The organism is Bradyrhizobium sp. I1.14.4 (genome assembly GCF_050435825.1).
GTDB lineage: Bacteria > Pseudomonadota > Alphaproteobacteria > Rhizobiales > Xanthobacteraceae > Bradyrhizobium.
This window is the reverse complement of the sequence record NZ_JBNDLA010000003.1, coordinates 39,916-61,358: the sequence shown is the minus strand read 5'-3', so window position 1 is coordinate 61,358 and position 21,443 is coordinate 39,916. Positions and strand designations below refer to the sequence as shown.

23 protein-coding genes and 2 pseudogenes are annotated in these 21,443 nt (G+C 61.6%); 12 read left to right on the top strand and 13 right to left on the bottom strand.

Going from position 1 to position 21,443, the window contains the following annotated elements; all coding sequences use genetic code 11:
* Window positions 1–15: 15 nt before the first annotated feature.
* From ABIB78_RS07405 to ABIB78_RS07395, 3 genes are read left to right on the top strand one after another with little or no spacing between them, the layout of a single operon-like run.
* Window positions 16–792 carry an enoyl-CoA hydratase/isomerase family protein gene (locus ABIB78_RS07405; protein WP_429023152.1) on the top strand — a complete coding sequence of 259 codons (777 nt, stop codon included), beginning with the start codon at window positions 16–18 and terminating at the stop codon, window positions 790–792.
* On the top strand, window positions 793–1,248 hold the full coding sequence (locus ABIB78_RS07400; protein ID WP_176530014.1) for a MaoC family dehydratase: 456 nt from the start codon (window positions 793–795) through the stop codon (window positions 1,246–1,248).
* Between the two features lie 3 nt (window positions 1,249–1,251).
* Window positions 1,252–2,106 (top strand): HpcH/HpaI aldolase/citrate lyase family protein, encoded by an 855-nt coding sequence (locus ABIB78_RS07395; protein WP_429023148.1) that lies wholly within the window; start codon window positions 1,252–1,254, stop codon window positions 2,104–2,106.
* 1 nt (window position 2,107) lies between these two features.
* Here the strand turns inward: ABIB78_RS07395 and ABIB78_RS07390 are convergent, their stop codons facing one another.
* The 5 genes from ABIB78_RS07390 to dctP (ABIB78_RS07370) form a co-directional block, all read right to left on the bottom strand.
* The gene (locus ABIB78_RS07390; protein WP_429023146.1) at window positions 2,108–3,346 is read right to left on the bottom strand and encodes a CaiB/BaiF CoA transferase family protein; all 1,239 of its coding nucleotides are present in this window, start codon (window positions 3,344–3,346) and stop codon (window positions 2,108–2,110) included.
* Window positions 3,343–4,323: a TRAP transporter substrate-binding protein DctP gene (gene dctP, locus ABIB78_RS07385; RefSeq protein WP_429023144.1), complete on the bottom strand. Its 981-nt coding sequence runs from the start codon at window positions 4,321–4,323 to the stop codon at window positions 3,343–3,345. Before dctP (ABIB78_RS07385) ends, ABIB78_RS07390 begins: the two co-directional genes overlap by 4 nt.
* Before the next feature lie 86 nt (window positions 4,324–4,409).
* The gene (locus tag ABIB78_RS07380) at window positions 4,410–5,699 is read right to left on the bottom strand and encodes a TRAP transporter large permease (protein WP_429023142.1); all 1,290 of its coding nucleotides are present in this window, start codon (window positions 5,697–5,699) and stop codon (window positions 4,410–4,412) included.
* A complete protein-coding gene (locus tag ABIB78_RS07375; RefSeq protein ID WP_429023140.1) occupies window positions 5,696–6,244 on the bottom strand; it encodes a TRAP transporter small permease subunit in 549 nt (182 codons plus the stop codon). The genes ABIB78_RS07380 and ABIB78_RS07375 overlap by 4 nt, the downstream gene beginning before the upstream one ends.
* Window positions 6,245–6,270: 26 nt before the next feature.
* Window positions 6,271–7,302: a TRAP transporter substrate-binding protein DctP gene (gene dctP / locus ABIB78_RS07370; RefSeq protein ID WP_429024029.1), complete on the bottom strand. Its 1,032-nt coding sequence runs from the start codon at window positions 7,300–7,302 to the stop codon at window positions 6,271–6,273.
* A gap of 117 nt (window positions 7,303–7,419) precedes the next feature.
* Here dctP (ABIB78_RS07370) and ABIB78_RS07365 point away from each other — a divergent pair.
* A pseudogene (locus ABIB78_RS07365) lies at window positions 7,420–7,656 on the top strand (acetyl-CoA C-acyltransferase); the annotation flags it as partial.
* Here the strand turns inward: ABIB78_RS07365 and ABIB78_RS07360 are convergent.
* The 4 genes and pseudogenes from ABIB78_RS07360 to ABIB78_RS07345 all read right to left on the bottom strand — a co-directional run.
* A pseudogene (locus tag ABIB78_RS07360) lies at window positions 7,654–7,844 on the bottom strand (two-component sensor histidine kinase); the annotation flags it as partial. The pseudogenes ABIB78_RS07365 and ABIB78_RS07360 overlap by 3 nt on opposite strands.
* 47 nt (window positions 7,845–7,891) lie before the next feature.
* Window positions 7,892–9,046, bottom strand: coding sequence for an OpgC domain-containing protein (locus tag ABIB78_RS07355; RefSeq protein ID WP_429023138.1), 1,155 nt, complete (start codon window positions 9,044–9,046; stop codon window positions 7,892–7,894).
* A 164-nt stretch (window positions 9,047–9,210) separates the two neighbouring features.
* Window positions 9,211–9,486, bottom strand: coding sequence for a hypothetical protein (locus tag ABIB78_RS07350; protein WP_429023136.1), 276 nt, complete (start codon window positions 9,484–9,486; stop codon window positions 9,211–9,213).
* A 160-nt stretch (window positions 9,487–9,646) separates the two neighbouring features.
* The gene (locus tag ABIB78_RS07345; RefSeq protein WP_429023134.1) at window positions 9,647–10,285 is read right to left on the bottom strand and encodes a LexA family transcriptional regulator; all 639 of its coding nucleotides are present in this window, start codon (window positions 10,283–10,285) and stop codon (window positions 9,647–9,649) included.
* A 548-nt stretch (window positions 10,286–10,833) separates the two neighbouring features.
* Here ABIB78_RS07345 and ABIB78_RS07340 point away from each other — a divergent pair.
* From ABIB78_RS07340 to ABIB78_RS07315, 6 genes are all read left to right on the top strand, one after another.
* The gene (locus tag ABIB78_RS07340; protein ID WP_429023132.1) at window positions 10,834–10,992 is read left to right on the top strand and encodes a hypothetical protein; all 159 of its coding nucleotides are present in this window, start codon (window positions 10,834–10,836) and stop codon (window positions 10,990–10,992) included.
* Window positions 10,993–11,461: 469 nt separating this feature from the next.
* Window positions 11,462–12,604, top strand: coding sequence for a nucleotidyltransferase family protein (locus ABIB78_RS07335; protein ID WP_429024028.1), 1,143 nt, complete (start codon window positions 11,462–11,464; stop codon window positions 12,602–12,604).
* A 120-nt stretch (window positions 12,605–12,724) separates the two neighbouring features.
* Window positions 12,725–13,033 carry a hypothetical protein gene (locus ABIB78_RS07330; RefSeq protein ID WP_429023130.1) on the top strand — a complete coding sequence of 103 codons (309 nt, stop codon included), beginning with the start codon at window positions 12,725–12,727 and terminating at the stop codon, window positions 13,031–13,033.
* Between the two features lie 157 nt (window positions 13,034–13,190).
* Complete coding sequence (locus tag ABIB78_RS07325) at window positions 13,191–13,613, top strand: GFA family protein (RefSeq protein WP_429023129.1); 423 nt, start codon at window positions 13,191–13,193, stop codon at window positions 13,611–13,613.
* Window positions 13,614–13,932: 319 nt separating this feature from the next.
* Window positions 13,933–15,192: a CaiB/BaiF CoA transferase family protein gene (locus ABIB78_RS07320; RefSeq protein ID WP_429023127.1), complete on the top strand. Its 1,260-nt coding sequence runs from the start codon at window positions 13,933–13,935 to the stop codon at window positions 15,190–15,192.
* A 351-nt stretch (window positions 15,193–15,543) separates the two neighbouring features.
* The gene (locus tag ABIB78_RS07315; RefSeq protein WP_429023126.1) at window positions 15,544–15,726 is read left to right on the top strand and encodes a hypothetical protein; all 183 of its coding nucleotides are present in this window, start codon (window positions 15,544–15,546) and stop codon (window positions 15,724–15,726) included.
* Between the two features lie 24 nt (window positions 15,727–15,750).
* Here ABIB78_RS07315 and ABIB78_RS07310 read toward each other — a convergent pair whose 3' ends face one another.
* Genes ABIB78_RS07310 through ABIB78_RS07295 form a run of 4 tightly spaced genes read right to left on the bottom strand, consistent with a single transcriptional unit; the run spans window position 15,751 to window position 18,854 of the window.
* The gene (locus ABIB78_RS07310; protein ID WP_429023124.1) at window positions 15,751–16,071 is read right to left on the bottom strand and encodes a cupin domain-containing protein; all 321 of its coding nucleotides are present in this window, start codon (window positions 16,069–16,071) and stop codon (window positions 15,751–15,753) included.
* On the bottom strand, window positions 16,068–16,808 hold the full coding sequence (locus ABIB78_RS07305) for a YqcI/YcgG family protein (protein ID WP_429023122.1): 741 nt from the start codon (window positions 16,806–16,808) through the stop codon (window positions 16,068–16,070). The genes ABIB78_RS07310 and ABIB78_RS07305 overlap by 4 nt, the downstream gene beginning before the upstream one ends.
* Window positions 16,809–16,848: 40 nt before the next feature.
* Window positions 16,849–18,141, bottom strand: a complete 1,293-nt coding sequence (locus ABIB78_RS07300; protein ID WP_429023119.1) for an MFS transporter — start codon at window positions 18,139–18,141, stop codon at window positions 16,849–16,851.
* A complete protein-coding gene (locus ABIB78_RS07295) occupies window positions 18,141–18,854 on the bottom strand; it encodes a hypothetical protein (protein WP_429023117.1) in 714 nt (237 codons plus the stop codon). Before ABIB78_RS07295 ends, ABIB78_RS07300 begins: the two co-directional genes overlap by 1 nt.
* A 63-nt stretch (window positions 18,855–18,917) precedes the next feature.
* On the opposite strand from ABIB78_RS07295, the gene ABIB78_RS07290 reads away from it, so the two are divergent.
* Both ABIB78_RS07290 and ABIB78_RS07285 read left to right on the top strand, forming a co-directional pair.
* Window positions 18,918–19,937 (top strand): GlxA family transcriptional regulator, encoded by a 1,020-nt coding sequence (locus tag ABIB78_RS07290; RefSeq protein ID WP_429023115.1) that lies wholly within the window; start codon window positions 18,918–18,920, stop codon window positions 19,935–19,937.
* Window positions 19,938–20,102: 165 nt separating this feature from the next.
* Window positions 20,103–21,236, top strand: a complete 1,134-nt coding sequence (locus tag ABIB78_RS07285; RefSeq protein WP_429023113.1) for an alpha-hydroxy acid oxidase — start codon at window positions 20,103–20,105, stop codon at window positions 21,234–21,236.
* The last annotated feature ends 207 nt before the right edge of the window (window positions 21,237–21,443 follow it).

Sequence of the window (21,443 nt, the reverse complement as noted above, 5' to 3'; positions counted from 1 at the left end):
CGGAGGCAACACATCATGAGCACGGACCTCGTTCGCTACTCGGTCGCCGACCAGATTGCGGAGATTGTGCTGGATCGCGCGCCGGTCAATGCACTCAGCATCCCCTTGATCGACGCGTTGCTGGCGGCGCTGGCGAAAGCGCGCGATGATGAGGCGGTGCGCGCCGTCGTCATCAGCAGCGCTCACAAGGTGTTTTGCGCCGGCCTCGACCTCGACATCGTCAGGGGCAAGCCCGCGGTCGAGACAAAGAAATTCCTAGAGCGGTTGTATTTCGCGCTTAACGATACGCAGTACCGCATGGGCAAGCCGACGATCGCGGCGATCGATGGCGCGGTGCGGGCCGGCGGCATGACGATCGCGATTTCCTGCGACATGATCATCGCGGGCGACGGCTCGACCTTCGGCTATCCCGAGATCGATGTCGGCCTGATCCCGGCGATCCACTTTGTGCAGTTGCCGCGGCTGGTGGGGAAGCACCAGGCGTTCGGCCCGCTGTTCCTCGGCGAGTCCTTCGATGCGGCAACCGCCTTTCGTATGGGCCTGCTCAGCGAAGTGGTGCCGAAGGGTACCGCACTCGCTCGTGCCCGTGAGATCGCGCGCAAGCTTGCGTCGAAATCGCCCATCGTGATGAAGATCGGCCGCGACGCCTTCATGCGCGCGGTCGATGCCGATTTCCGCCGCTCAGTCGAAAATACGGCGGAAAGCTTTGTGGTGGTCGCATCGACGGAAGACTGCCAGGAAGCGCTGAATGCGTTTGTTGAAAAGCGGACGCCCAACTACAAGGGACGGTAAATGGCCGGATTGTATTTCGAGGAGTTCGAGGTTGGGCAGGAATTCCATCACGAGTTCAGCCGGACCGTGACGGAGATGGACAACACCATGTTCAGCCTCCTGACCATGAACCCGCAGCCGCTGCACCTCGATGCGCATTTCGCCGAGAAGACCGAGTTCGGCCAGCGGCTGTTCAACAGCCTCTATACGCTCGGCATCATGATCGGTATGAGCGTGTACGACACGACGTTAGGCACCACGGTCGGCAACCTCGGCATGACCGACGTCAAGTTTCCAAAGCCGGTGTTCCATGGCGATACGTTGAAGGCGCACACCAGGATCATCGGCAAGCGCGCCAGTAAGTCGCGGCCGACCCAGGGTATCGTCGAATTCGAACATACCATGACCAATCAGCGCGGCGAGGTGGTGGCAAGTTGCCGCCGCACCGGCCTGATGCACTGCAAGCCGAAGGCATAAGCGATGCGATCGTTCCTGTTCGTTCCCGGCGACAGCACCCGGAAGTATGAGAGTGCGAAGAAGACCGCGGCCGATGCGTTGATCCTCGATCTCGAGGATTCCATCGCGCCGGACCAGAAGGTCGTTGCGCGCGGCATTGTCAGACAGATGCTCGATGCGCGCAATCCGAACCAGAAGCTCTATATCCGCATCAACGCGCTCGACACCGACCTGACGCTCGGTGACCTCGCCGCTGTCATGCCCGGGAAGCCCGACGGGATCGTGCTGCCGAAATGTGCCGGCGCCGCGGACGTCAACAGACTGGCGCTCTATCTCGATGCGTTCGAGGCTGCCTCCGGGATTGCGCAAGGGTCCACACGGATCGTCACGGTCGCCACCGAGACGGCGCGGGCGGTCCTCAAGATCCTCGACTTCGAGAATATGAGCCCGCGGCTCTGGGGCATGATGTGGGGTGCGGAGGATCTCGCGGCCTCGCTCGGGGCAACCCGCAACCGCACCGACGGTCGCTATCACTCTCCGTTCATCCTCGCCCGCGATCTCTGCCTGGTCGGCGCGGCGGCGGCCGGCGTGGTTGCCATCGACACCATCGCCACTGACATCAACGATCTCGATGCGTTGAAGGCGGAGGCGATCGCCGCGCGGCAGGACGGTTTCCTCGCCAAGGCCGTGATCCATCCCAGGCATGTCGACGTCGTCAATGCGGCCTTCATGCCGACGGATGAGGAGGTAGCATGGTCGGAGCGCGTCATCGCCGCCTTCGCCGGCAATCCGTCCGGCGTCGCCAAGATGGACGGCAAGATGCTGGACAAACCGCATCTTCGCGCCGCCGAGAAGATCCTGGCGTCGCGCAGGAAATAAGTCAGGAGACGGGTTCGATCAGCGTGCCGTCGGCGATGAGGGCGGCGATCTCCGCCTCCGCAAGGCCGGCCTCGAGAAGGATCTCCCGGCCGTGCTCACCGAGCCCCGGAGGATGGCTTCGGATCGACGGCGGCGTCCGGCTCCAGGTCGCGGCCGGTCCGGCAAGGCGCAGCGTACCTTCGGTCGGATGCTCCAGCGACTGGATCAGCCCGACGGCTGCCAGATGCGGATCATCGATCAGGCTGCCGAGGTCGTGCATCGGCGCGTGCGGAATGTCGGCTTCTTCGAAGAAGCGCATCCACTCGGCGGTGCTGCGGGTCTTCATCATCTGCGAGAACCAGTCGTAGACGAAATCGTAGTTTCGGGTTCGCGAGGAGATGCTGTTCAGCCGCGGGTCGCGATCGGCTTCGTTGGCAAGTCCGATCTTGGAAAAGAAGGCGTTCCACTGCTTGTCGGAATAGACCAGCGCACAGATATAGCCGTCGCTGGTCTGGTAGGGGCGGCGGTCGGGCGACAGCAGCCGGGAGTAACCGGGCGCTCCGATCGGCGGCTCGAAGCTGCGGCCGGCCATGTGATCGCCGAGCACGAACTGCGCCATGGTCTCGAACATCGGGATCTCGATCGCCTGGCCTTCGCCGGTGCGCTCGCGAGAGAGCAGCGCCGCCAGGATGGCGTGGATGGCATTGAGGCCGACAATGCGGTCGGCCATGGTCGCCGGAGAGTAGCGCGGTTCACCGGTAATCCTGCCGGTCAGCGCGGGCAGGGCCGTCAATCCCTGGATCAAGTCGTCATAGGCGGGGCGGCCGGCGTAGGGCCCGCTCTCGCCGAAGCCGTGCAGGCTGGCATAGACGAGCCGTGGGTTGGTGGCGAGGAGATCGTCAGCGCCGAGCTTCAGCCGCGCCATTGCCGCGGGACGGACGTTGTGGACGAACACGTCGGCGGCCGCGGCAAGCCGCAGCAGTGCTGCGCGACCGCCCGGTCTCTTCAGGTCGAGCGCGATCGAGCGCTTGTTGCGGTTGCCCTGCAGATACATCGCGCCCATCCCGGGATGGCGCATCGGGGCCGCGTGGCGCATGACATCGCCGTCCGGGCTCTCGACCTTGATCACGTCGGCGCCGTAGTCGCCGAGGATCATGGTTGCATAGGGCCCCATCATCACGCTGGTGAGGTCGATGATCCTGACGCCGGTGAGCGGGCCCTCCGGCGCGGATGGGGTGTCTTTTGTCGGTGCCTTGTTCAATGGGTGGCGGCCAGCGCTTCGGTGAAGGCCTTGAAGACGTCGGTGCCGGGCTTGCCGCGCTTGTCGACGTCCTTCACCCAGTCCTGCGCCACGGACTTGAAGGCGGTGTCGAACACCTTCTTGTCGTCGGCACCGAAGCTGATGACCTTCATGCCCTGCGACTTGATCTTGTCGGTCGCAGCCTTCTCGCCGCCCTCAAACCGTTTGCAGGCCTCGCGCGTGGTCTGTTCGCCGGCTTCGACCAGTGCCTTGCGCACGTTCTCGGGCAGCGACTTGAATTTCATCTCGCCCATCGAATAGGTGAAGATCGCGGTGCCGAAGTTAAGCCCCTCGGTGCCCGACTTCAGGATCTTGCCGAAATCGTAGGATGCCGAGCTCTGATAGGAGAAGATCAGGCCGTCGAGCGTGCCGCGGGTCAGCGATTCATAGATTTCGGGAGCGGCCATCCGTACCGGCACGCCGCCGATCGAGCGCATCATCAGATCCATAGCGCCGCCGGTGGTGCGGATCTTCAGACCTTCGAGATCCTTTGCGGTCTTCACGTCACGGCTGGTCGCAAGTTGGATCTGGTAGGCCGGCAGCGCCAGCGTCACCAGCGGCCGAAGCTGGTTGGGCGCGAACTCCCTGGTCTCAAGGATGCCGCCATTGTGCGAGACCTTGTAGAAGGCGAGCGAGCCCTGGCATTCGCTGTCGAAGATGCCGGGCAATTCGGCGACGGCCGTCAGCGGAAACTTGTCGGACGAATAGGACGGCACGATGTAGGACACATCGGCGACGCCGAGCGCGGTGAGCTGGGCCATGTCCTTGGCCTTGCCGAGCTGCTCCGCCGGGAAGTGCTGGAACGTCACTTGCCCGTTGGTGAGCTTGGTCACCAGATCCGAGAACGGCTTGCCGACGAGTTCGTGGATCACGTGGCCGTTCGGCAGACTGTCAGCGAGCCGCAGTGTGATCTTTTCCTGCGCGTTGCCAGACCCCATTGTTGCCGCCAACGACATTGCAGCCAGTACAAGCGGTCTCGCCAGTCGAACCGACATTATGTTTCTCTCCCTTGTTCGTTGGTCTTTCAGTAGCCCATTTTCATGGGCAGCCAGAGGATGATCATCGGCCAGATCACGAGGATCGCAATGGCAATCAGATGCGCGACGAAATGAGGGAACACGCCATGAAAGACCTCGCCCACCGGACGACCCGAGTAGCGCGCCACCACGAAGCAATTGAGCCCCACCGGCGGCGTGATCATGCCGACCTCGGCCGTCACGATCTTGATCACGCCGAACCATAGCGGATCGTAGCCGAGCGACTTGATCAGCGGAAGCACGATCGGAACCGTGAGTACCAGGATTGCGATCTGGTCCATGAAGGAGCCGAGAACGATATAGCCGAACAGGATGATCGTCAGGATCAGCCACGGCGGCACCGGAAGGCCGCCGACCCAGCTCACCAGGTTCTGCGTCACCTGCGTCAGCGTGAAGAAGTAACCGAAGATCGAGGCACCGAACAGGATCATGGCGATCATGCAAGAGCCATGCGCCGAACGCAGCAGCGCGCTGCGCAGCGTCTTGCGGTTGATCCGGCCCTTCCAGAGGGCGAGCGCGAACGCACCGAACGCGCCGAGCGCAGACGCTTCGGTCGGCGTGGCGACGCCAGTGTAGATGACGCCGGTGACCATGCCGAACAGCAGCAGCATCGGTCCTACCACGCGAAGCATCCGGAGCTTTTCCGCGAGCGAGACCGAAGGCGCCGAAGGTGCGCGCGATGGATCCTGCCAGGCCAGAAACCACACCGTGGCCATGATGGTAAAGGTCACGAGAATGCCGGGGATGACGCCGCCGATAAGCAGCGCACCGATATTCACTTCCGCAAGCAGGCCATAGATCACGAGCGCGACCGATGGCGGGATCAGCATCGCAAGCGTGCCTGAGATCGCGACCACGCCGGCCGCCATCTTCGGCTCGTAGCCCTGCTTCAGCATCGCCGGCAGGCTGGTGGCCGACAGCGTGGCGGCGGAAGCGGTGCTGGTGCCGCAGATTGCGCCGAAGCCGGCGCCGGCCAGTGCAGTCGCCATACCCAGGCCGCCGGGAATTCGACCGACCCAGGCTGCGGTTGCCTTGAACAGATCGTCTGCGATGCCGCTGACAAGAACAAATTCCGCCATCAGCAGGAACATCGGGATGGTGATTAGCTCATAGGAGGTGACCGCCGAGAGTGGCGCCGTTTGCAAAATGCCCGCAAGAATCGGCATGCCGCCGACCATGTAAAGCCCGAGCGCGCCGGCTCCTGCCATTGCAAAGCCAACCGGCGTGCCGATCGCAAGCAGCACGAACAGCACGAGCATTGCCAGTGTGAGCGTCATTCGAAGGTTTCTCCGGCGGCGTGGGAGGCCGGCAAGGCGATGACGCTGCGTCCGGTGGCAATCGAGATGACGTGTCCAATGAGGTGCAGCGCGAGGCGGATCGTGATCAGGCCAGCACCGAATGGGACCAGCCCGATGGACGGCCACATGGGCCACGGAATCGCACCGGCCATCACATCGGCGGACCTGAAGCTGTCAATGGCGCGCAGGAAGCCGAGATAGGCGATCAGCGAAAACACCGTGATGCCGACGATGCAGGTCACGATTTCTGAAATGCGGATCATCGTCGGCGAGAATTTCTGCTGGAGGATATCCACGCTGACATGGGCGTGGCTGGCGTAGGCTTCGGAAAGCACCAGGAAGAAGATGCCGGCCATCAGGTAAAGCGAGATCAGGTCATAGGCCCACGAGAACGGCTTGTTGAACACGTATCGCATGATGACATCGCCGAACACGATGATCATGATCGCGAACATGAATACCGCGGCGATTGTCGAGGCAATCTTCTCGATCGCCCCGAGCGCCCTTAATATTCGGTCGAACAAAATTTGCCTCCCGGTAACTTGCTCGATCACTTTGCAGGAATGGCGGCAACAGCCGCATCGAATTCCTTCAATGCATCGCTACCGTGCTTGCCGCGGCCATCGAGGCCGTCGGCCCAGGTCCTGGCGACGCCTTTCATCAAATCCTTGAACTTTGCTTTCACGTCCGGCTGCAAGGTTTCAAACCGCACCCCGGCCGCCTCAAGCGACTTCTTGGTCTGATCGTCGGATTTCTGGACCTGCTGACAGGCTGACGGAATGATCTCTTCAGCTACGTCGATCATCGCCTTCTGAACATCCGGCGTGAGCTTTTTCCAGACGGTGTCACTGATCGAATAGGCGACGATGAAGCTGGCGAAGCCGATTCCGTCGGTCGAATATTTCACCAACTTGTCTGCGCCGTACGCAACCACGCTCTCCAGCGGAAACAGCAAGCCATCCATGGTGCCGCGCTGCAGAGATTCATAAGCGTCAGGCGCAGCCATGCGCACGGGCACGGCTCCGATGGCGCGCAAGGTGAGATCCTGCGCGCCGCCTGTCGAACGCAACTTCAGGCCAGCGACGTCACCGGCCCCCTTCACGGCTTGCTTGACCGTGAAGATGCGGTATTGCGGCAGGCTCACCGCCAGTAACAGGCGTATGCCGTTTGCGCTATAATCCTGCTGCGCGATGACACCGTTTCGCGCGAGCTTCCAATAGGCCAGTGTACCCTGGCAGGAATGTTCGAACGCGCCGGGGAGCATCGCGACTTCGGAGACTGGCATCTTGTCGGACACGTAGGCGGGCGCGACATAGCCGATATCGGCGACGCCGGTTTGCGTCAGCTTGAGCATGTCGGCGGCCTTGCCGAGCTGCTGGGCCGGATAGTGCTCGAACGTCACGGCGTTGTTGGTGCGTTTCTGAACCTCGGCCATCCAGGGCTCAAGCACCAGGCGGACGAGGTAGTGCCCTTTTGGAAAGGAGTCGGCTACCCGCAGCTTGATCGGCTCAGCCGCTGCCGCCAGATTGACCGATGCGATGAGGAAGCCGTAACCGGCCAGCACCCGCCGAAGCCCGCCCATATTTCCTGCCCTGAGTAGCCTTGTTATTTCAGGCAGCTGCGCACAAACGAATTTGCGCGTCAAGCAGGGCTCGGCTGAGCTTGGGACAACCGGAGAGCGCGGCGCATCATGCGTCGTGGTCCACTTGCGCTCGACCGCGAGGAGTATCCGCGGCCGCAGACTACGATGGAAGGTTTCGCCAGACTGAAGGGCGGCGTTTCCCGCCGTCGTCGACTACGCGCTGGACGACAAGGGGACGACTACCGGAAGTTGATCCTAGAGAAACACACCGATCTCGACATCAACTTTGTCCACCACGCGGGAAATTCCTCCGATGTGGTCGACGGCTCTGCCGCGATCCCGCTCGCGTCGCCGCGCATAGATCGCGGCCGGCACGCGGCTCTGTGCAATCAGTTCGGGCAGGGTCTGATGAATCAGCTGGTTGTCGTAAAGGCGGAAAGAAGACAGCCCATCACTGGCAGGACTGCGACCAGGGCGAGAACGGTGAAAGTCACGAAACTGAGGGACGGTCGCCAATTCTGGTCGGCGCGGAAGGATCTCATGCCGCCGGCTCGGCTCAGGCGAGCGCTGTTGATCGAAACCGCCGGGTTCAGGAATGAGCGCCGACGGCCGATTTGTTGTCCTGCTGCTTCGACCACGAGACGTAGTAGGCGACGGCGGTCATCGCGGCGATGCCGGCGATGCTGACCGCGAATTGCCTTGCCAGCGAGTACGGGCCCGTAATCAGGATCAGGTGCGCGGCAAAGGAGAGGAACACGCCTGCACAGAACACAGCCAGCCATTCCTCGCCGCATTTGATGATCGGCTGCAAGGCGTAAGATCGCAAGTACCCCCAGTCGCGCGGCACCAACCATGCGAACAGGAATGTCAGGGTCAGGAAATGCAGGATGCGGTGAGGGGCGATGTCCTCCCGATCGTTCGGTTGGAGCATGTCGCTCAGTTCGCTCGGCATCATCTGGGCCAGCGCGGGGATATCGCTACTCGAGACAATCACCAGCGCGAACAGCAGATACAGCAACGCGGTGGCGCGCAATATGGGAATCGCCTGCATCGCGCGGATCGCCGGTGCGTATCGGGTGCCGATGAGCGCGAACCAACCGCCCATAACGAACAGTAATTGCCAGCAGAACGGATTAAGGTACCAGTCTCCGTACGGATACGATCTCAGGTTCCAGTCGAGCACGCGGGCGGTGGCGTAAAGGGCCACGGACGCGAGAATCGTCGCGTTCGGGACGTATAGCAATCCGAGGACGACGATCGGTTGGAAGGCCATCAAAGCAATAATGAGCTGCAGCACGTCGAGATTGAGCGGCTTGGCCTGCAGGAACAAGCCGTAGATCAGTGTCCGGACCGGGTGGTCAATGAAGCCTGTGATGTTGAACTCGCTGATGATCTCGGGCGCCGCGGTCCGCTCGGCGACATAGCTGATCAACTCGACATAGACTACGAACAGAACGATATAGGCAGCATAGAGCTGCCATACACGCTTGAAGATGCGGGTAGCAGCCACCACGAATCCGCGTTCCAGCGCCATCCTGGCGTAGATGAGCGTCACTGCGTAGCCGCCGACGAATACAAAGAGGTCGGTCGCGCCGCTGAAGCCGAAATTGCGCATGGTCAGCGCGCTCACGGCGTTGTGCGGAATATGGTCCAGGAACAGAAACCAGTTTGCGATGCCAAGCAGCAGCGCGATCCTGAGATCGCCATCGGCCTTCGCGATCTCGGCGTTTGTTGTCGAAGTCATCTGAAGCTGAAATCTACCGGCCCGAGAAACGAATCGCTAATCTAGCGGGAACCCACGCCCGGTCCGAATCGACTTTGCGTGAGCCCTATCTAGTCCGTTTCGGGTTCCGGCCAAGTGGCCGGCTCAAGAAAGATCACGTTTTCGAAATCACGACGTGAGCGACGTCAGACCGGCTCGTGCTTGCGCAGCTCGTGGGCGTGATCCAGCGTATTGGCTTGCAAGTTTGCGCCGGTCAGGGCGATCTCCGACAGGGCGGCCTCGGCGAGGATATCGTTCGTGACATCCTCGACCGACCACTCGGCAATCTCGTGGATGAAGCTGATGTTTGTGTATTCTCCCGACGCGACCCGCGAGACGACCTCGTGTCGTGTCATTTCCGGATCGACGATCGCCTCGCGGCCACGTCGTCCATAGTCGGTCATCACGACAAAATACTGCATAGCCCGATCATTCGATGCGTTGGCGGTTGTCGGTCATTATTTCCGATAATCGGAATTATGTCAAGGGAAATTGTCGATAATCGGAATTCGGGCGTGCGCGACCTGACCGATTCGGTCCGATGGTATCCGAATCGGCCTGGCCGGCCCTGAAGCCGCGCGGCTATTTCTCGGACGATCGCCCACTCTGCGTCCGGCCGGATTTTCGGCTCTTCGGCGCCGTCTTTCCGCGCAGCCTTTCGATCTGGCCGCGGGGCAGCGTGACGCAGATTTCGCCGATCCATTCAAGCTTCACGCCGTTGATCGGCTTGGCATTGAAGCTCTTGAGGTTGACCAGACCGGACGAGCTGCCGCGTTCGATCGTCTTCAGATAACGCTCGCCGCTCTTCAGTCGGACCGCAGCTTCCTCTCCGTAGAAGCTCGACAGCGGATAGCGCTGCTCGCGATATACCACAATGACGTCGCCATTCTCGTATTTTGGCAGCATCGAATCGCCCGAGACCTCGAAAGCGACCGTTTCCTCCGTCATCGGGAACGGCAGTTCGATTTCGCCGAGACCCTCCGGCGGGACCTGTTCAAGCTCGGGCTGGATCGAGGCGCCGGCGCCGATCCGGCCCATGATCGGGACCGAGTTCAGCTCCAGGTATTCGATGATCGGGGCGATCTCTGATGCCTTGATCAACCGTATTCCCGACAGGATTTCGGACACGGCCCCGGCCCGAACCCCCATTGCGCGGGCAAGCCCGCCTTTGCTCTTACCGGTCTTTTCCAGTGCTCGTTCGATTAGCGCCGCATCCAGCATGTCTCATCCTCTCCAAAAACCCTGATGCATCATAGCCGTTACGATTATCAGAAATCAAGGCCCACTTTCTTCGGGCATTGGAAGCGGATGGATAGTCTGGCGAACACGCCGTCAAAATACGTGAAAGTTTCCAATCCGGACTGAGGCAATGGTCGCGAGCCGGTGGTTGACGAATTCGTACCGAGGCGGGGAGCCGGCCCGATTCTAGTCATGCGAGGCGTCCGTTCTGTGATGCTACGCGCCGATCACTGGCTCCGAGCGCGAGGCCGCCATACACGCTGCGTCGCCGGAGGCTTAAAGCGAGAAACTCGCTGCCCACATCGGGGAGTTGTCTATCGCGCCGGCAGCACTAGATGCATCGCCGATAGCTACCGTCAACGGCTCGCTTCGCTAACCCGTTCCGACCTTCATCGGCGCGCAGGTGGATACCACCCAGTTGCTCGCCACTGCGGCTCGCTGTGCGCTTGGGCGCGTGCCAACGGGCTGCACGAATTCCTGCCGCTTCGAACAGTGAACCCGTCCTTCATCGCAGCGCCAGCGTTTGCTTCGTGATCGATGGCGCGCTGGCGCCGACCGACCTCATCCGCATCAATCTCGGCGCCAAGGTTGCGCTGGATCGGAACGTCCCGGTGTCGGCCGATGTGAGGGCAGATCTGTACCGCGCGCCGAGCATCGCGGGCTTCATCGGAGCCAAGCTCTCGTGGTGATGGGTCGTCCTGCGGGCGAAGAGCTAGCCGGTTCCAATGGGCATCTGTTTCATCTGCGAACCGTTGGCATAGTAGGATTGTCGAACATGATCCAGATCGGCATTGCGCGCCCCCCTTGCGGGGCTAGCCTCTCGTGTTGGGTGAACGGCCTCTTCTTCCAGTTCCGGTGTGGAAGGATGAGGTCGTCGATGATCTCGACCAAGGAGCCGGTGGATACTGGCGCATGACGGTTCCCCGTGATCGAGCCATCCCATGAGTTCGTGCTGGTGTCTTGGCGGCCGGTATTTGGGCGGGCCCGCGAGCGATTGGTCATCGGTCAGGTCGGGGCAAAGGCATTCGCGAAGCTGTCTAGTCAACGTATTGAAATTAATATAAGTTATACTATTTTTGCGAGAGTAGTATAGCTGGCTTGTTCGAAAGCTCCAAAGGTTATACTATTTCCGTGAAAATAGTATAAATGGGTTCCGCAATGCCAGCGAACCAAGGCCTCGATATCATCTATCAGACGCTCTATTCTGAACTTGTCCAGCGAAGCCTGGACGACAGTTTTGTCTCCGAGTTTTCTGCAAGCGGCCGCTTCGTGGCGGTCGAGGTGAAGGGCAAAAAATACTGGTACTTCGACACGCCGAAGCCCGAAGGCGCCGGCCAGAACCGCCGCTATGTCGGTCCCGTGGGTGATCAGGAAATCACCAAGAGGGTCGAAGCGTTCAAAGATCTGAAGGCCGATCTCAAGGGCCGTCGACGTCTCGTTTCCACGCTGACGCGCGAGGCCTATCTGCCGCGCCCTCTGCCGACGGCTGGCCAAGTGGTGGAAGAACTGGCGAAGGCGGGCTTCTTCCGCATGAGGGGTGTGCTCGTCGGCACCGTTGCCTATCAGTGCTACTCCGCCGTGCTCGGCCGGCGCCTTGATGCCGTAGCCATGCAGACCGGCGACGCCGACTTTGCGCAATTCCATGAAATCTCGGTCGCGATCAAGGATTCCATGCCTCCCATTCTAGAGGTCCTACGGAAGGTCGATCCGACCTTCCGCGAGGTTCCGAGCCAGGCCGATGGCAGGGTTTCCACTCAATTCACGTCGAGGGACAAGTTCAAGGTGGAATTCCTGACGCCGAACCAGGGGTCCGACGACCAAGCAGGCAAGCCGGTCCCGATGCCGGCTCTGGGCGGGGCGGCAGCACTTCCGCTCCGCTTCCTCGACTACCTGATCTACCAGCCGATCCGCGCGGTGCTGCTGCACGGTCCAGGCGTGCCGGTCCTCATCCCATCGCCCGAGCGCTACGCCATCCACAAGCTGATCGTCGGATCCCGCCGCAAGGAGGACCGCGATGCGACCGCAAAAAGCGCGAAGGACCGGCTTCAGGCCCAATCGATCATCGAAGCGATGATCGCCAACAGGCAGCACGCGGATCTCGCCGCCGCCTATACGGAGGCATGGGATCGCGGCGATCAGTGGAGGGCGGCGATCCGCACAAGCATTGCGACCTATGATGACGGCTTCCGGACGCTGCTCCGAACCGAACTTGGGAAAGGTGTATCCGAGCTCGGCTCCGATCCAGCCGCTTACGATCTGGCAGATAGGTCCACGGGCGATCCGACTGCTCGACCAAAATGACCGCGGACGGCAGGCCGAACACCGATGTGGCCGCAGCGTGGCCTTGACCATCAGCAGCGGCAGCATAAGCTTGGACATCAAGAAGATTGATCGGGTGTAGAGCTCCAACTCCGCAAATCATTGTCGAAAGACTTCCTACTGGTCGATCTCATCGACAAAGTCGACAAGGTTGCGGAGGCGAAGGATGAATTCCTGACGCGCGCATTGTCGTTCGATCGTCCACGCTCGTGTCGCGCCGTGCGCGACCGTCTGCCATTTGTGAATCTGATCCAGATTGTCGCGGAGGAAAAGAGCATGCGCCGCGACGTCGCCCTGAGTGTGATGGACATCATGTTCAGCCGTGCTATGCCGAAGGTGGTCGACAGCGGCGCGGACTCTCATGTAACTTCGCTTGCGTCGACGACCTGCCTGCATTCGAGCGCAGTGTGATGGCCTCTCGTGCGGGGAATGGTCTAGCACGTCCACGCAAGGGAGTTCGCAGCGGCTACACCTGTCCACGTCTTGCTCTGCATGATGAACACCACGGGAAACCTGGGCCGATGTCGACGCGGAGCCCAATCAAAATAACCCAAGGGAGAACCGTCCGATGAATCACACTGGAAACTGCTTTTGTGGCGCCGTTGAACTCGAGGTCACGGGGGAGCCGGAGGCGATGGGCTACTGCCACTGCCGTTCATGCCGCTCCTGGTCCGGCGGTCCGGTGAATGCATTCAGCCTCTGGAAGCCTGAGGCGGTCGAGGTCACCAAGGGCGCCGACCACATCGCGACGTTCGAGAAGACCGCGATGAGCCAGCGCAAATATTGCACCAAGTGCGGCGGTCACCTGATGACCAACCACCCGACGCTTGGGCTCGTCGACGTGTTCACGGCAACGATCCCGACGTTGAAATTCAGCCCTGGCGTTCACGTCAACTATTCCGAGGCGGTGCTGCCGATACGCGATGGCCTGCCGAAGTTGAAGGATTTTCCGGCCGAGTTTGGCGGCTCCGGCGAGGTGATCGCCGAATAGCGCGACCGCGCTCTGCGATGAAAGCGGGTAGCGACCGGGCGCGTCGCTGCTCGCCGATCCATGCTCTTCCACCGGCCGGTTTGCCCTGACAGGTTCGCTATCCGACGGGTTTCCCTGACATTCGAATCGTCTGACCGTGCCGGTGCCGCCGGCAGCGCAGGACCCTTGCGGCCGATGACAGCCATGTCAGACGAAGGTCCCGCTCTGCAAAATCCGGGTTTGGTCTTGGTGATGGGCTTCCGCTAAAAGGCGAGCAGCATCGGTTTTGCCAAGGGCCGTGGTATTTCGCCTGACAAAATAACAGAGGAAGCGTCGGATCATGAGCAGACCAGAATTGCCAGAGCGCGCGCCGCGCGGGGAGGGAGTTCCGACGGCGCTCGATGGCCTGCTGGTGGTTGATTTCACCCGCGTCGTGGCCGGCCCGGCCTGCACGCAAACGCTGGCCGACTTCGGGGCCGAGGTCATCAAGATCGAGAATCCGGACGGTGGTGATGATACGCGCGCCTACGAGCACGCCGAAATCGGTGGGGAGAGCGCGGCGTATCTGAGCCTTAATCGCAACAAGCGCGGCATTGCGCTCGATTTCAACAATCCGGTTGCGCTCGAAGTCGCGCGCGCCTTGATTGCCAAGGCCGACGTCGTAGTAGAGAATTTCTCCGGCGGCGTGATGAAGAAGTTCGGTCTTGACTATGCATCGGTGGCGCCGACCAATCCGCGGCTGGTCTATTGTTCGATCTCCGCGTACGGCCGCAAGGGCGATTTCGCACTACGCCCCGGCTTCGACCCGATCACGCAGGCCGAAAGTGGCTTCATGTCGCTCAACGGCTTTCCGGATGGCGAACCGGTGCGCACCGGTCCACCGATTGTGGACATGGCAACGGGCATGTCGGCCTGCAACGCCATCCTGCTGGCGTTGATTGCGCGCGATCGGCTCGGTCGCGGTCAGCAGGTCGAGGTCGCGTTGATCGACACCGCGGTATCAATGACCGGCTTCTACGGCATGGCCTATCTCATCAACGGCAACAACCCCGGCCGTTTCGGCAACTCTCCGAACGGTTCGCCGACCGTCGGCGTCTACCGGGCGTCCGATGGCCCGCTCTACATCGCATGCGCCAATGACCGGCTCTATCGCCGGCTCGTGACCGACGTGCTGGAGCGCCCGGATCTCGTCACCGGCCCCGAGTTTTCTCACCGCAAGGTGCGGACGGCCAACAAGGAGAAGCTGCGTGCCATCATTGCCAGCGTGTTTGCAAGCGACACGCTCGAGAACTGGATGGCCAAGATGAAGACGGCCAACATTCCGGTTGGCTATCTGCGTACGGTCGAGGAAGGGTTCAACGCACCCGAGGTGCGCGATCGTCATCGCCTGAGCAAAATTGGGCATCCAACCGCCGGCTCGGTTCCGAACATCGAGTCGCCGGTCAATATGAGCCTGACGCCGACGGTCGATCCCGTTGCGGCTCCGCTGCTCGGTCAACACACATGGGATGTGTTGAGCAAGACGCTTGGCTACGACGACCGGCGCATCGCCGCATTGGCCGAGGCAGGCGCGTTCGGCAAGGCAGGCAACACCGGCTAGCGTGGTCAGCCTGTATAGAAGACCAAAATTGCAAAATAACCCAACCGAGGCGAGAGCACAGCCTCTCGCCTCGTAGGACGTCGCTCAGAAGCCACAGGCTCCCGGGCGCGTGCCGAGTCGGAACTGGCCCGTTTAGGACCTCAGTTCGGCTTGCTGCGCAAGTTGTTCCTTGGCATACTTTCAACCTCCTCGGGCTCCGCCCGATCAATCTCGAGGCGTGCCATCCGGAGTATTAGGGTTGCCGTGGTCAGGCCGAGGCGTTCGGCCTCTTGCGCTGCGGTGTCGACCTTCTGGGCCAAGCCTTCACGTTTACCTGGGTATGCCATTCGTAATCCTCACTTAAGGTGCGAGATGAAAAATCCCACATATGTTGCAGAGCTGCAGAAGAAGCTCGGAGCTCCATCGAGCGAAACACTGGAAAGCCTGCGACTGTTGAAGGCTTTCCTTCGACTTGCGCCCGACCAGCGTTCCGAGGTTGTCGAGCTGGTCGAACGTTTGGCGGTTGAGCCGCCGCGCGATCCTTCACTGTCGTGAGGTGTTCGCAATCTCCCCTCCGTGTCAGTTGTTCATTGGCTTGGCGGGCGGCTGCGTCGCGATCACGTAGATTGCGCCGCCCTCGAGCGCCTCAGATTGATGCCTGGTGCCGGCAGGCAGCAGGATCGTGTCGCCGGCGCCGACGACCCGCTCACCGCCGTCCCAGATGAAGTTCAGCTGGCCACTGATGATCATCAGGATTTCATCGACCGGATGGGTATGGAAGTGATGCACCTTGCCGGCCGCATCATGCTGCAGCTCGACGGAGCCCTGGGCCGGGAGCAGGTTCAGGATATCCGGATCGATGGCAAATTCGGTCTTCGTGCTTGCGATGATCTGGGTCATGCTGCCTGTTCCTTATTCGCGATAGGTGGCGTCTTGTTCTGCGCAAGCTGGGCGAAGGGACAGCCGGCGCTCGCATTGTTGTCGTCGTGCAGGAAGTACTGCAGATATTCGCGGCCGTCGGTTGCGCCGTAGCGGCCAAGAAGCGGAGAGGGACTGGCGCTGTCGTAAGGGATCAGACGTTTGCGCACCTCGGCGAACGCGGCGGTCGCCGCTTTTTCCGTCCCGAGGATCTTCTCGAACACCCAGCGCGGCTGGAACGTGAGCATGAAGGCGCTGGATCGGCGGCTCTGGCGCATCACATGCGCGGGTGTCGTGCAGACCACGAAGATTGGCTCGCCCGCAAATGAGAACTCCCACATCGGGTGGTCAATCTGTTCCGGAATCTCGGCCGGCCATGGGTTCTTGTCCAGGCGCGCGAGCTGATCGAGCGTCAGCCACATCTTACGATAATAGGCATCGAGCGTCTGCACCGGGCGGGGCCGCGTGAAGACGATCAACGAGGTGTTGGGGCCGAACGAGCGCGCCTCCGAGACATATTGTGCCAGCTGTTCGCCAAGCGCTGCGACATCGTATGGATCGAGAAAGAGGTAGCGGAGCTGATCCTGGCGATGTCCGGTCACCCCGAACACGCAAGGGAACGGCCTTGCCTCGCTGCTCATCTGCGCTTCAAACTCGGAAAACATCACGCTTTGCCAGCTGCTGACCGGAAAGTTTGATGCGACTTCGCCTTTTCTCAAGAACAAGCGCTCCATAACACCCCCTACACTCATAACGACGCTAACGATCTATCAACTTGCTTCTCATCAATAGCGGCCCGGCAATGCCGGGCAGTGACATGAGAAGCAGAATAATAATCAAGGCGCTGTAGCCGCCGTCACCGATCGCGGCCGTGTTGTGCACGGCGTCGGCCCCGGAGGCGTGGCTCGCAGCAAGCATCGCGAAGCCAATGATGGGCTGCGAGATGCCGGCGAAGATCCCGGCGGCCGTGGTGTTGACGGAAGCACCGACACCGATCAGGTCGGCGGTGTAGAGTTTCTTGACGCATTTAAGCACCAGCGGGACCGTGCCGCCGGCGACGAGCCCCAGGGCCGTGAACACAACGGTGACGTAGGCAAGCCCAAAGGTCTGGGCGATCGGGGGCAGCAGCAGCGCGATCAGCAACATGCGCAACACGCAAATGCCGACCAACGCGCGGTCGAGCACCGCCGCTGCACGATCAGCAGCGTGACCCAGGAAGATCGAGCCGAGCGCATTGCCGATCATGAAGGCGAGCAGCGGCGTGCCGGCAGCCGTCGGAGAGATATGGAAAATGTGCGCGACCATCGGAATGCCCCAGACGCCCGACAGCGTTGTCACGACCGCGAAGTGCGACGCAAACGTCATTGCGCAGCCCCAGTTCGCGACATCGGCCAGCGATTGCCGCGCAGCGAGCACCACGCCCTTCAGCGTCTTGTTGGTGTACGAGGCCGGATCGGGCTTGAGCGCGAGCTTGGCGAAGGCGAGGTTGGCCAACCCGATGCAGGCGATGAACAGGAAGCAGGCCCGCCAACCGAACCCCGAGACCGCGGCTGCGAGCGGCGTGGTTGCGATCACGCCTCCGACATAGCCGGAGACCTGCGAAATGCCCGACATCATGCCGAACCGCTCGTCGGCGAAGCTCTGCGCGACGAGCTTCAGGAGTGCGGTGAAGACCAGCGCGTCGCCGCAGGCCACGATCAGGCGCGCGGCAAAGACGTCGAGCAGGTTCGGCGCCAGGGCGAATGCAGCGCTGCCGAGCGACGAGGCGATCATGCTGACGAGGACGACGCGCTTGACGCCGTAACGATCGACCAGAAGGCCGGCCGGAATCTGCATAAGGGTGTAGCCCCAGAAGTAGCTCGAGGCGAGCATCGCAACACCGGCAGCGTCGGTGCTGAAGTCGTGCATGAAGCTGAGGCTTACCGATTGCGGCGACACGCGCTGCAGGAAGGCAATGGCGTAGGCGATCGCCACCGCCGTCCAAGCAAGATAGGCGCGATCGGTGAAGCGCGACGTGGGCACGTATACCGCTTGTTGTCCGAGCATCGACATCAAACCCTCGCGTAACCGACCGAGAAAAGGGCATCCGCTGAATTCGGAATCTTGCGCGACATCGCGGCATCGACCAGCGACACGGTGCCATGATAGGCCTGCCGATGGTGCTGAATGTGGCCGTAAGCGCCACGCATGATCATGTCGGGCAGTTCGAGCGGCTTACCCGGATAGAGCGAGGTGCACATCTCGAGACAGGCCGCCTGCAACGCGGGATCCTGCGCATCGTCGAGCAATGATGGAGACACTTTTTCGCAAATCTTAGCGTTCGCTGCCCAGACGATCGGATTGCGGGTCCGCCAACCGTAGAGCACGTTGCCGTCGGCTCTCTCGGCCGCGCCCGAACATTTCAGAACTTCCGATGTGAAGAAGCTATAGAAGCCGCGGCCCTGGTGTGCCGGGAGCACTTCGGTGCCGCTTCGATAGATTCCAAGTCCGGCCGACATCTGCAGGATGCGGTAGACCGAGAAGGCCACGAGGCCTGAGCCGTCATAGACGAGGATCAGGCTGTACTTCTTGTCGAAGGGCGAGGAGGTCGCTGTCCAGTGCGGCTCGGTGGCCTTCCAGTTGACGGCAATGATGCCGTTCATGGCGTCCATCAGCGGCTGACGGTCGCAGGCCTCGATCCGGGACGCATCGGGTAGACTGTAGATCGCGTAATCCGTCCAAGGCGATTTGATCGCCTCATATCCGCTGCCCAGATGTCGCGACATGGCAGAACTCCAGAATTCCACCGCGAGCTATACAGGGCAGCCCGGAATGGCTTAAAGGACAATATGCCCTCGAAAACTGCCAAAGCGCCCCGGCTTGAGCCGCGCGACAAGATGGCGACGCGATTGATCGCGATCGTCGCCTTTCCGGGCGTGACCTTGCTTGATATTTCGGGGCCGGCGCAGGTCTTCGCCGAACTGGAGGCGATCGAGCTGCCCGGGCCCGGCTATTCGATATCCTATCTGTCGACCTCAGGCGGATTGGTGCCGACCGATGTCGGCATGATGATCGACACAGCGCCGATCGACAGCATTGCCCCCGTCGGGGTCGACACGCTTGTGATCCCCGGCGGGCCCGGCATTTGGAAGATCCGGAACGACGCCAAATTGATGGGGTGGATTGCGGAAGCGTTACCGAAGGCGCGCCGTATCGCGTCGGTATGCCTAGGCGCCTTTGCGCTGGCCTGGAGCGGAATCCTGGACGGCAAGCGTGCTGCGACGCACTGGCGCTATTGCCCGCGGCTGCAGGACAGTTTCCCGAACATCCGCGTCGAGCCCAACGCCATCTTCGTCAAGGACGGACGGGTCTGGTCGTCGGCCGGCGTCAGTGCCGGCATCGACCTCGCGCTCGCCATGATCGAAGAGGATTTTGGCCACACCATCGCGCTCGATGTTGCGCGCAGACTTGTGGTGTTTCTGAAACGGCCCGGCGGTCAGAGCCAGTTCTCGACTGTCCTTGCGGCCCAGGCGTCGGACGTCGAGGGACGCTTCAGCGCGCTTCATGCCTGGATCATCGAGAACATCACGAGCGACCTCAAGGTCGAGACACTCGCGGAGAAGGCCGGGATGACGCCACGTACGTTTGCCCGGACATATGTCAGCCGAACCGGCATGACACCTGCAAGCGGCGTCGAAGCGCTGCGTGTGGAGACCGCGCGCTTGCTGCTCGAAAGCCGCCAGATCGGCGGCGTGGTCGAGGTCGCCAAGCGCGCGGGGTTTGGCGATGACGAACGAATGCGGCGGGCTTTCTTGCGCCACCTCGGCGTGTCGCCGACCGAGTATCGAAACCGGTTTTCGGGCAGCTAGCTCGCCTCGGGAGAGGTCCGCTTGGACGCGGCCGCTTCGTGTCGAAAGGCGATCTATCCCGCGAGCGAATAGCTGGCCTTCGCTGGCTGGATTTGTGGTTCAAGGTGGTAGCTTTTCCGGTTTGTCTGCGGCTAATGTGCCGGCCAAATCGGGAGAAGAAACACCATGAATGACGGGACCCCCATTCGACAGGTGCGCAATGTCGAACTCGGCGCCAGCGGCGAGGAATTCCAGAACCTGCACGAATTCGCGCGAAAGGCCCGCGCCAAGTTGAACCAGAACGCGTGGGACTACATCGTCGGCGCCTCGGAAACCGAGACCACGATGCGCCGCAACAGGATGGCGCTCGACGAGATCGCGTTCCGGCCGCGCGTGCTGCGCAACGTCATCAATGTCGATCCTTCCACCGAGGTATTCGGACGCAAGCTCCGGCTTCCCGTGATGATCGCGCCGGTCGGCGCGCTCGAGATATTCGATCCGGATGCGGGCGCGGCCGTTGCGCGCGGAGCAGGAAGATTCGGCGCGGCGCACATGCTGAGCTCGGTGTCGGAGCCGGGGCTGGAGAACACCGCCAAGGCGGCGCCGGATGCGCTGCGGATCTTCCAGCTCTATGTGCGCGGCGACGATGCATTCGTCGAGGATGTGGTCAGCCGTACCATCGACAACGGCTACGCCGCGTTCTGCCTCACGGTGGACACCGCCCATTACAGCCGGCGTGAGCGCGATATCGCCAAGCGCTATGTCCGCGAAAGCCGAATTCGAGCCACCGGCGGCGATTTCCAGAAGGGGCTGGAATGGCGGACGGTGAAGTTGATAAAGGACAAGTTCAAGGTTCCGCTTATACTCAAGGGAATCGCCACCGCAGAAGACGCAAGGACCGCCCTCGACCACGGGGTCGACTGGATCTACGTTTCAAATCACGGCGGACGGCAGCTCGACCACGGCCGTGGGTCCATGCATGTGCTGCCCGAGATCGTTCAGGCCGTCGCCGGCCGTGCCAAGATCATGGTCGACGGCTCGATCTGCCGCGGCACCGACATTGTGAAGGCCATCACCTCGGGGGCCGACCTAGTCGGGATCGGCCGTCTGCAATGCTGGGCACTCGCTGCGGCCGGCGAGGCAGGCATTGTGCGGATGCTGGAATTGCTGGAGGACGAGGTGATCCGCTGCCTTGGGCTGCTCGGCGTCACCAGCTTTGCCGAGCTGGACAGGTCCTATCTGCATCCGGCGATGCCGACCAATCTCCCGGGCGTGTTCAGCGCATTCCCGCTTCTCGATATCGACACCTACCGCTACTGAGCGGCTGCGAGAGACGTAGACGAACGGCGCGCAGCATCAGATCCCCTTATTCCCCAGAGACGCGAACGCGGCCAACGAAGAGACCGAATCACTATGCCACAGTGCTGACATGGTTGGAATCGGCTGGTGACGTCGTCCGGCCGTAGCTAGGTAATTTTTCCTTGGCCTGCTGCAGCGGGTGGGGCCGGTCCTGGTTGGCGATACGGC

What these genes read in the sequence shown, in the direction of transcription:
- ABIB78_RS07405 (WP_429023152.1), top strand. Translation starts at nt 16, where the DNA reads ATGAGCACGGACCTCGTTCGCTACTCGGTCGCCGACCAGATTGCGGAG.
- ABIB78_RS07400 (WP_176530014.1), top strand. Translation starts at nt 793, where the DNA reads ATGGCCGGATTGTATTTCGAGGAGTTCGAGGTTGGGCAGGAATTCCAT.
- ABIB78_RS07395 (WP_429023148.1), top strand. Translation starts at nt 1,252, where the DNA reads ATGCGATCGTTCCTGTTCGTTCCCGGCGACAGCACCCGGAAGTATGAG.
- dctP (WP_429023144.1), bottom strand. Translation starts at nt 4,323, where the DNA reads ATGGGGTCTGGCAACGCGCAGGAAAAGATCACACTGCGGCTCGCTGAC.
- ABIB78_RS07380 (WP_429023142.1), bottom strand. Translation starts at nt 5,699, where the DNA reads ATGACGCTCACACTGGCAATGCTCGTGCTGTTCGTGCTGCTTGCGATC.
- dctP (WP_429024029.1), bottom strand. Translation starts at nt 7,302, where the DNA reads ATGGGCGGGCTTCGGCGGGTGCTGGCCGGTTACGGCTTCCTCATCGCA.
- ABIB78_RS07355 (WP_429023138.1), bottom strand. Translation starts at nt 9,046, where the DNA reads ATGACTTCGACAACAAACGCCGAGATCGCGAAGGCCGATGGCGATCTC.
- ABIB78_RS07350 (WP_429023136.1), bottom strand. Translation starts at nt 9,486, where the DNA reads ATGCAGTATTTTGTCGTGATGACCGACTATGGACGACGTGGCCGCGAG.
- ABIB78_RS07345 (WP_429023134.1), bottom strand. Translation starts at nt 10,285, where the DNA reads ATGCTGGATGCGGCGCTAATCGAACGAGCACTGGAAAAGACCGGTAAG.
- ABIB78_RS07335 (WP_429024028.1), top strand. Translation starts at nt 11,462, where the DNA reads ATGCCAGCGAACCAAGGCCTCGATATCATCTATCAGACGCTCTATTCT.
- ABIB78_RS07325 (WP_429023129.1), top strand. Translation starts at nt 13,191, where the DNA reads ATGAATCACACTGGAAACTGCTTTTGTGGCGCCGTTGAACTCGAGGTC.
- ABIB78_RS07320 (WP_429023127.1), top strand. Translation starts at nt 13,933, where the DNA reads ATGAGCAGACCAGAATTGCCAGAGCGCGCGCCGCGCGGGGAGGGAGTT.
- ABIB78_RS07315 (WP_429023126.1), top strand. Translation starts at nt 15,544, where the DNA reads ATGAAAAATCCCACATATGTTGCAGAGCTGCAGAAGAAGCTCGGAGCT.
- ABIB78_RS07310 (WP_429023124.1), bottom strand. Translation starts at nt 16,071, where the DNA reads ATGACCCAGATCATCGCAAGCACGAAGACCGAATTTGCCATCGATCCG.
- ABIB78_RS07300 (WP_429023119.1), bottom strand. Translation starts at nt 18,141, where the DNA reads ATGTCGATGCTCGGACAACAAGCGGTATACGTGCCCACGTCGCGCTTC.
- ABIB78_RS07295 (WP_429023117.1), bottom strand. Translation starts at nt 18,854, where the DNA reads ATGTCGCGACATCTGGGCAGCGGATATGAGGCGATCAAATCGCCTTGG.
- ABIB78_RS07290 (WP_429023115.1), top strand. Translation starts at nt 18,918, where the DNA reads ATGCCCTCGAAAACTGCCAAAGCGCCCCGGCTTGAGCCGCGCGACAAG.
- ABIB78_RS07285 (WP_429023113.1), top strand. Translation starts at nt 20,103, where the DNA reads ATGAATGACGGGACCCCCATTCGACAGGTGCGCAATGTCGAACTCGGC.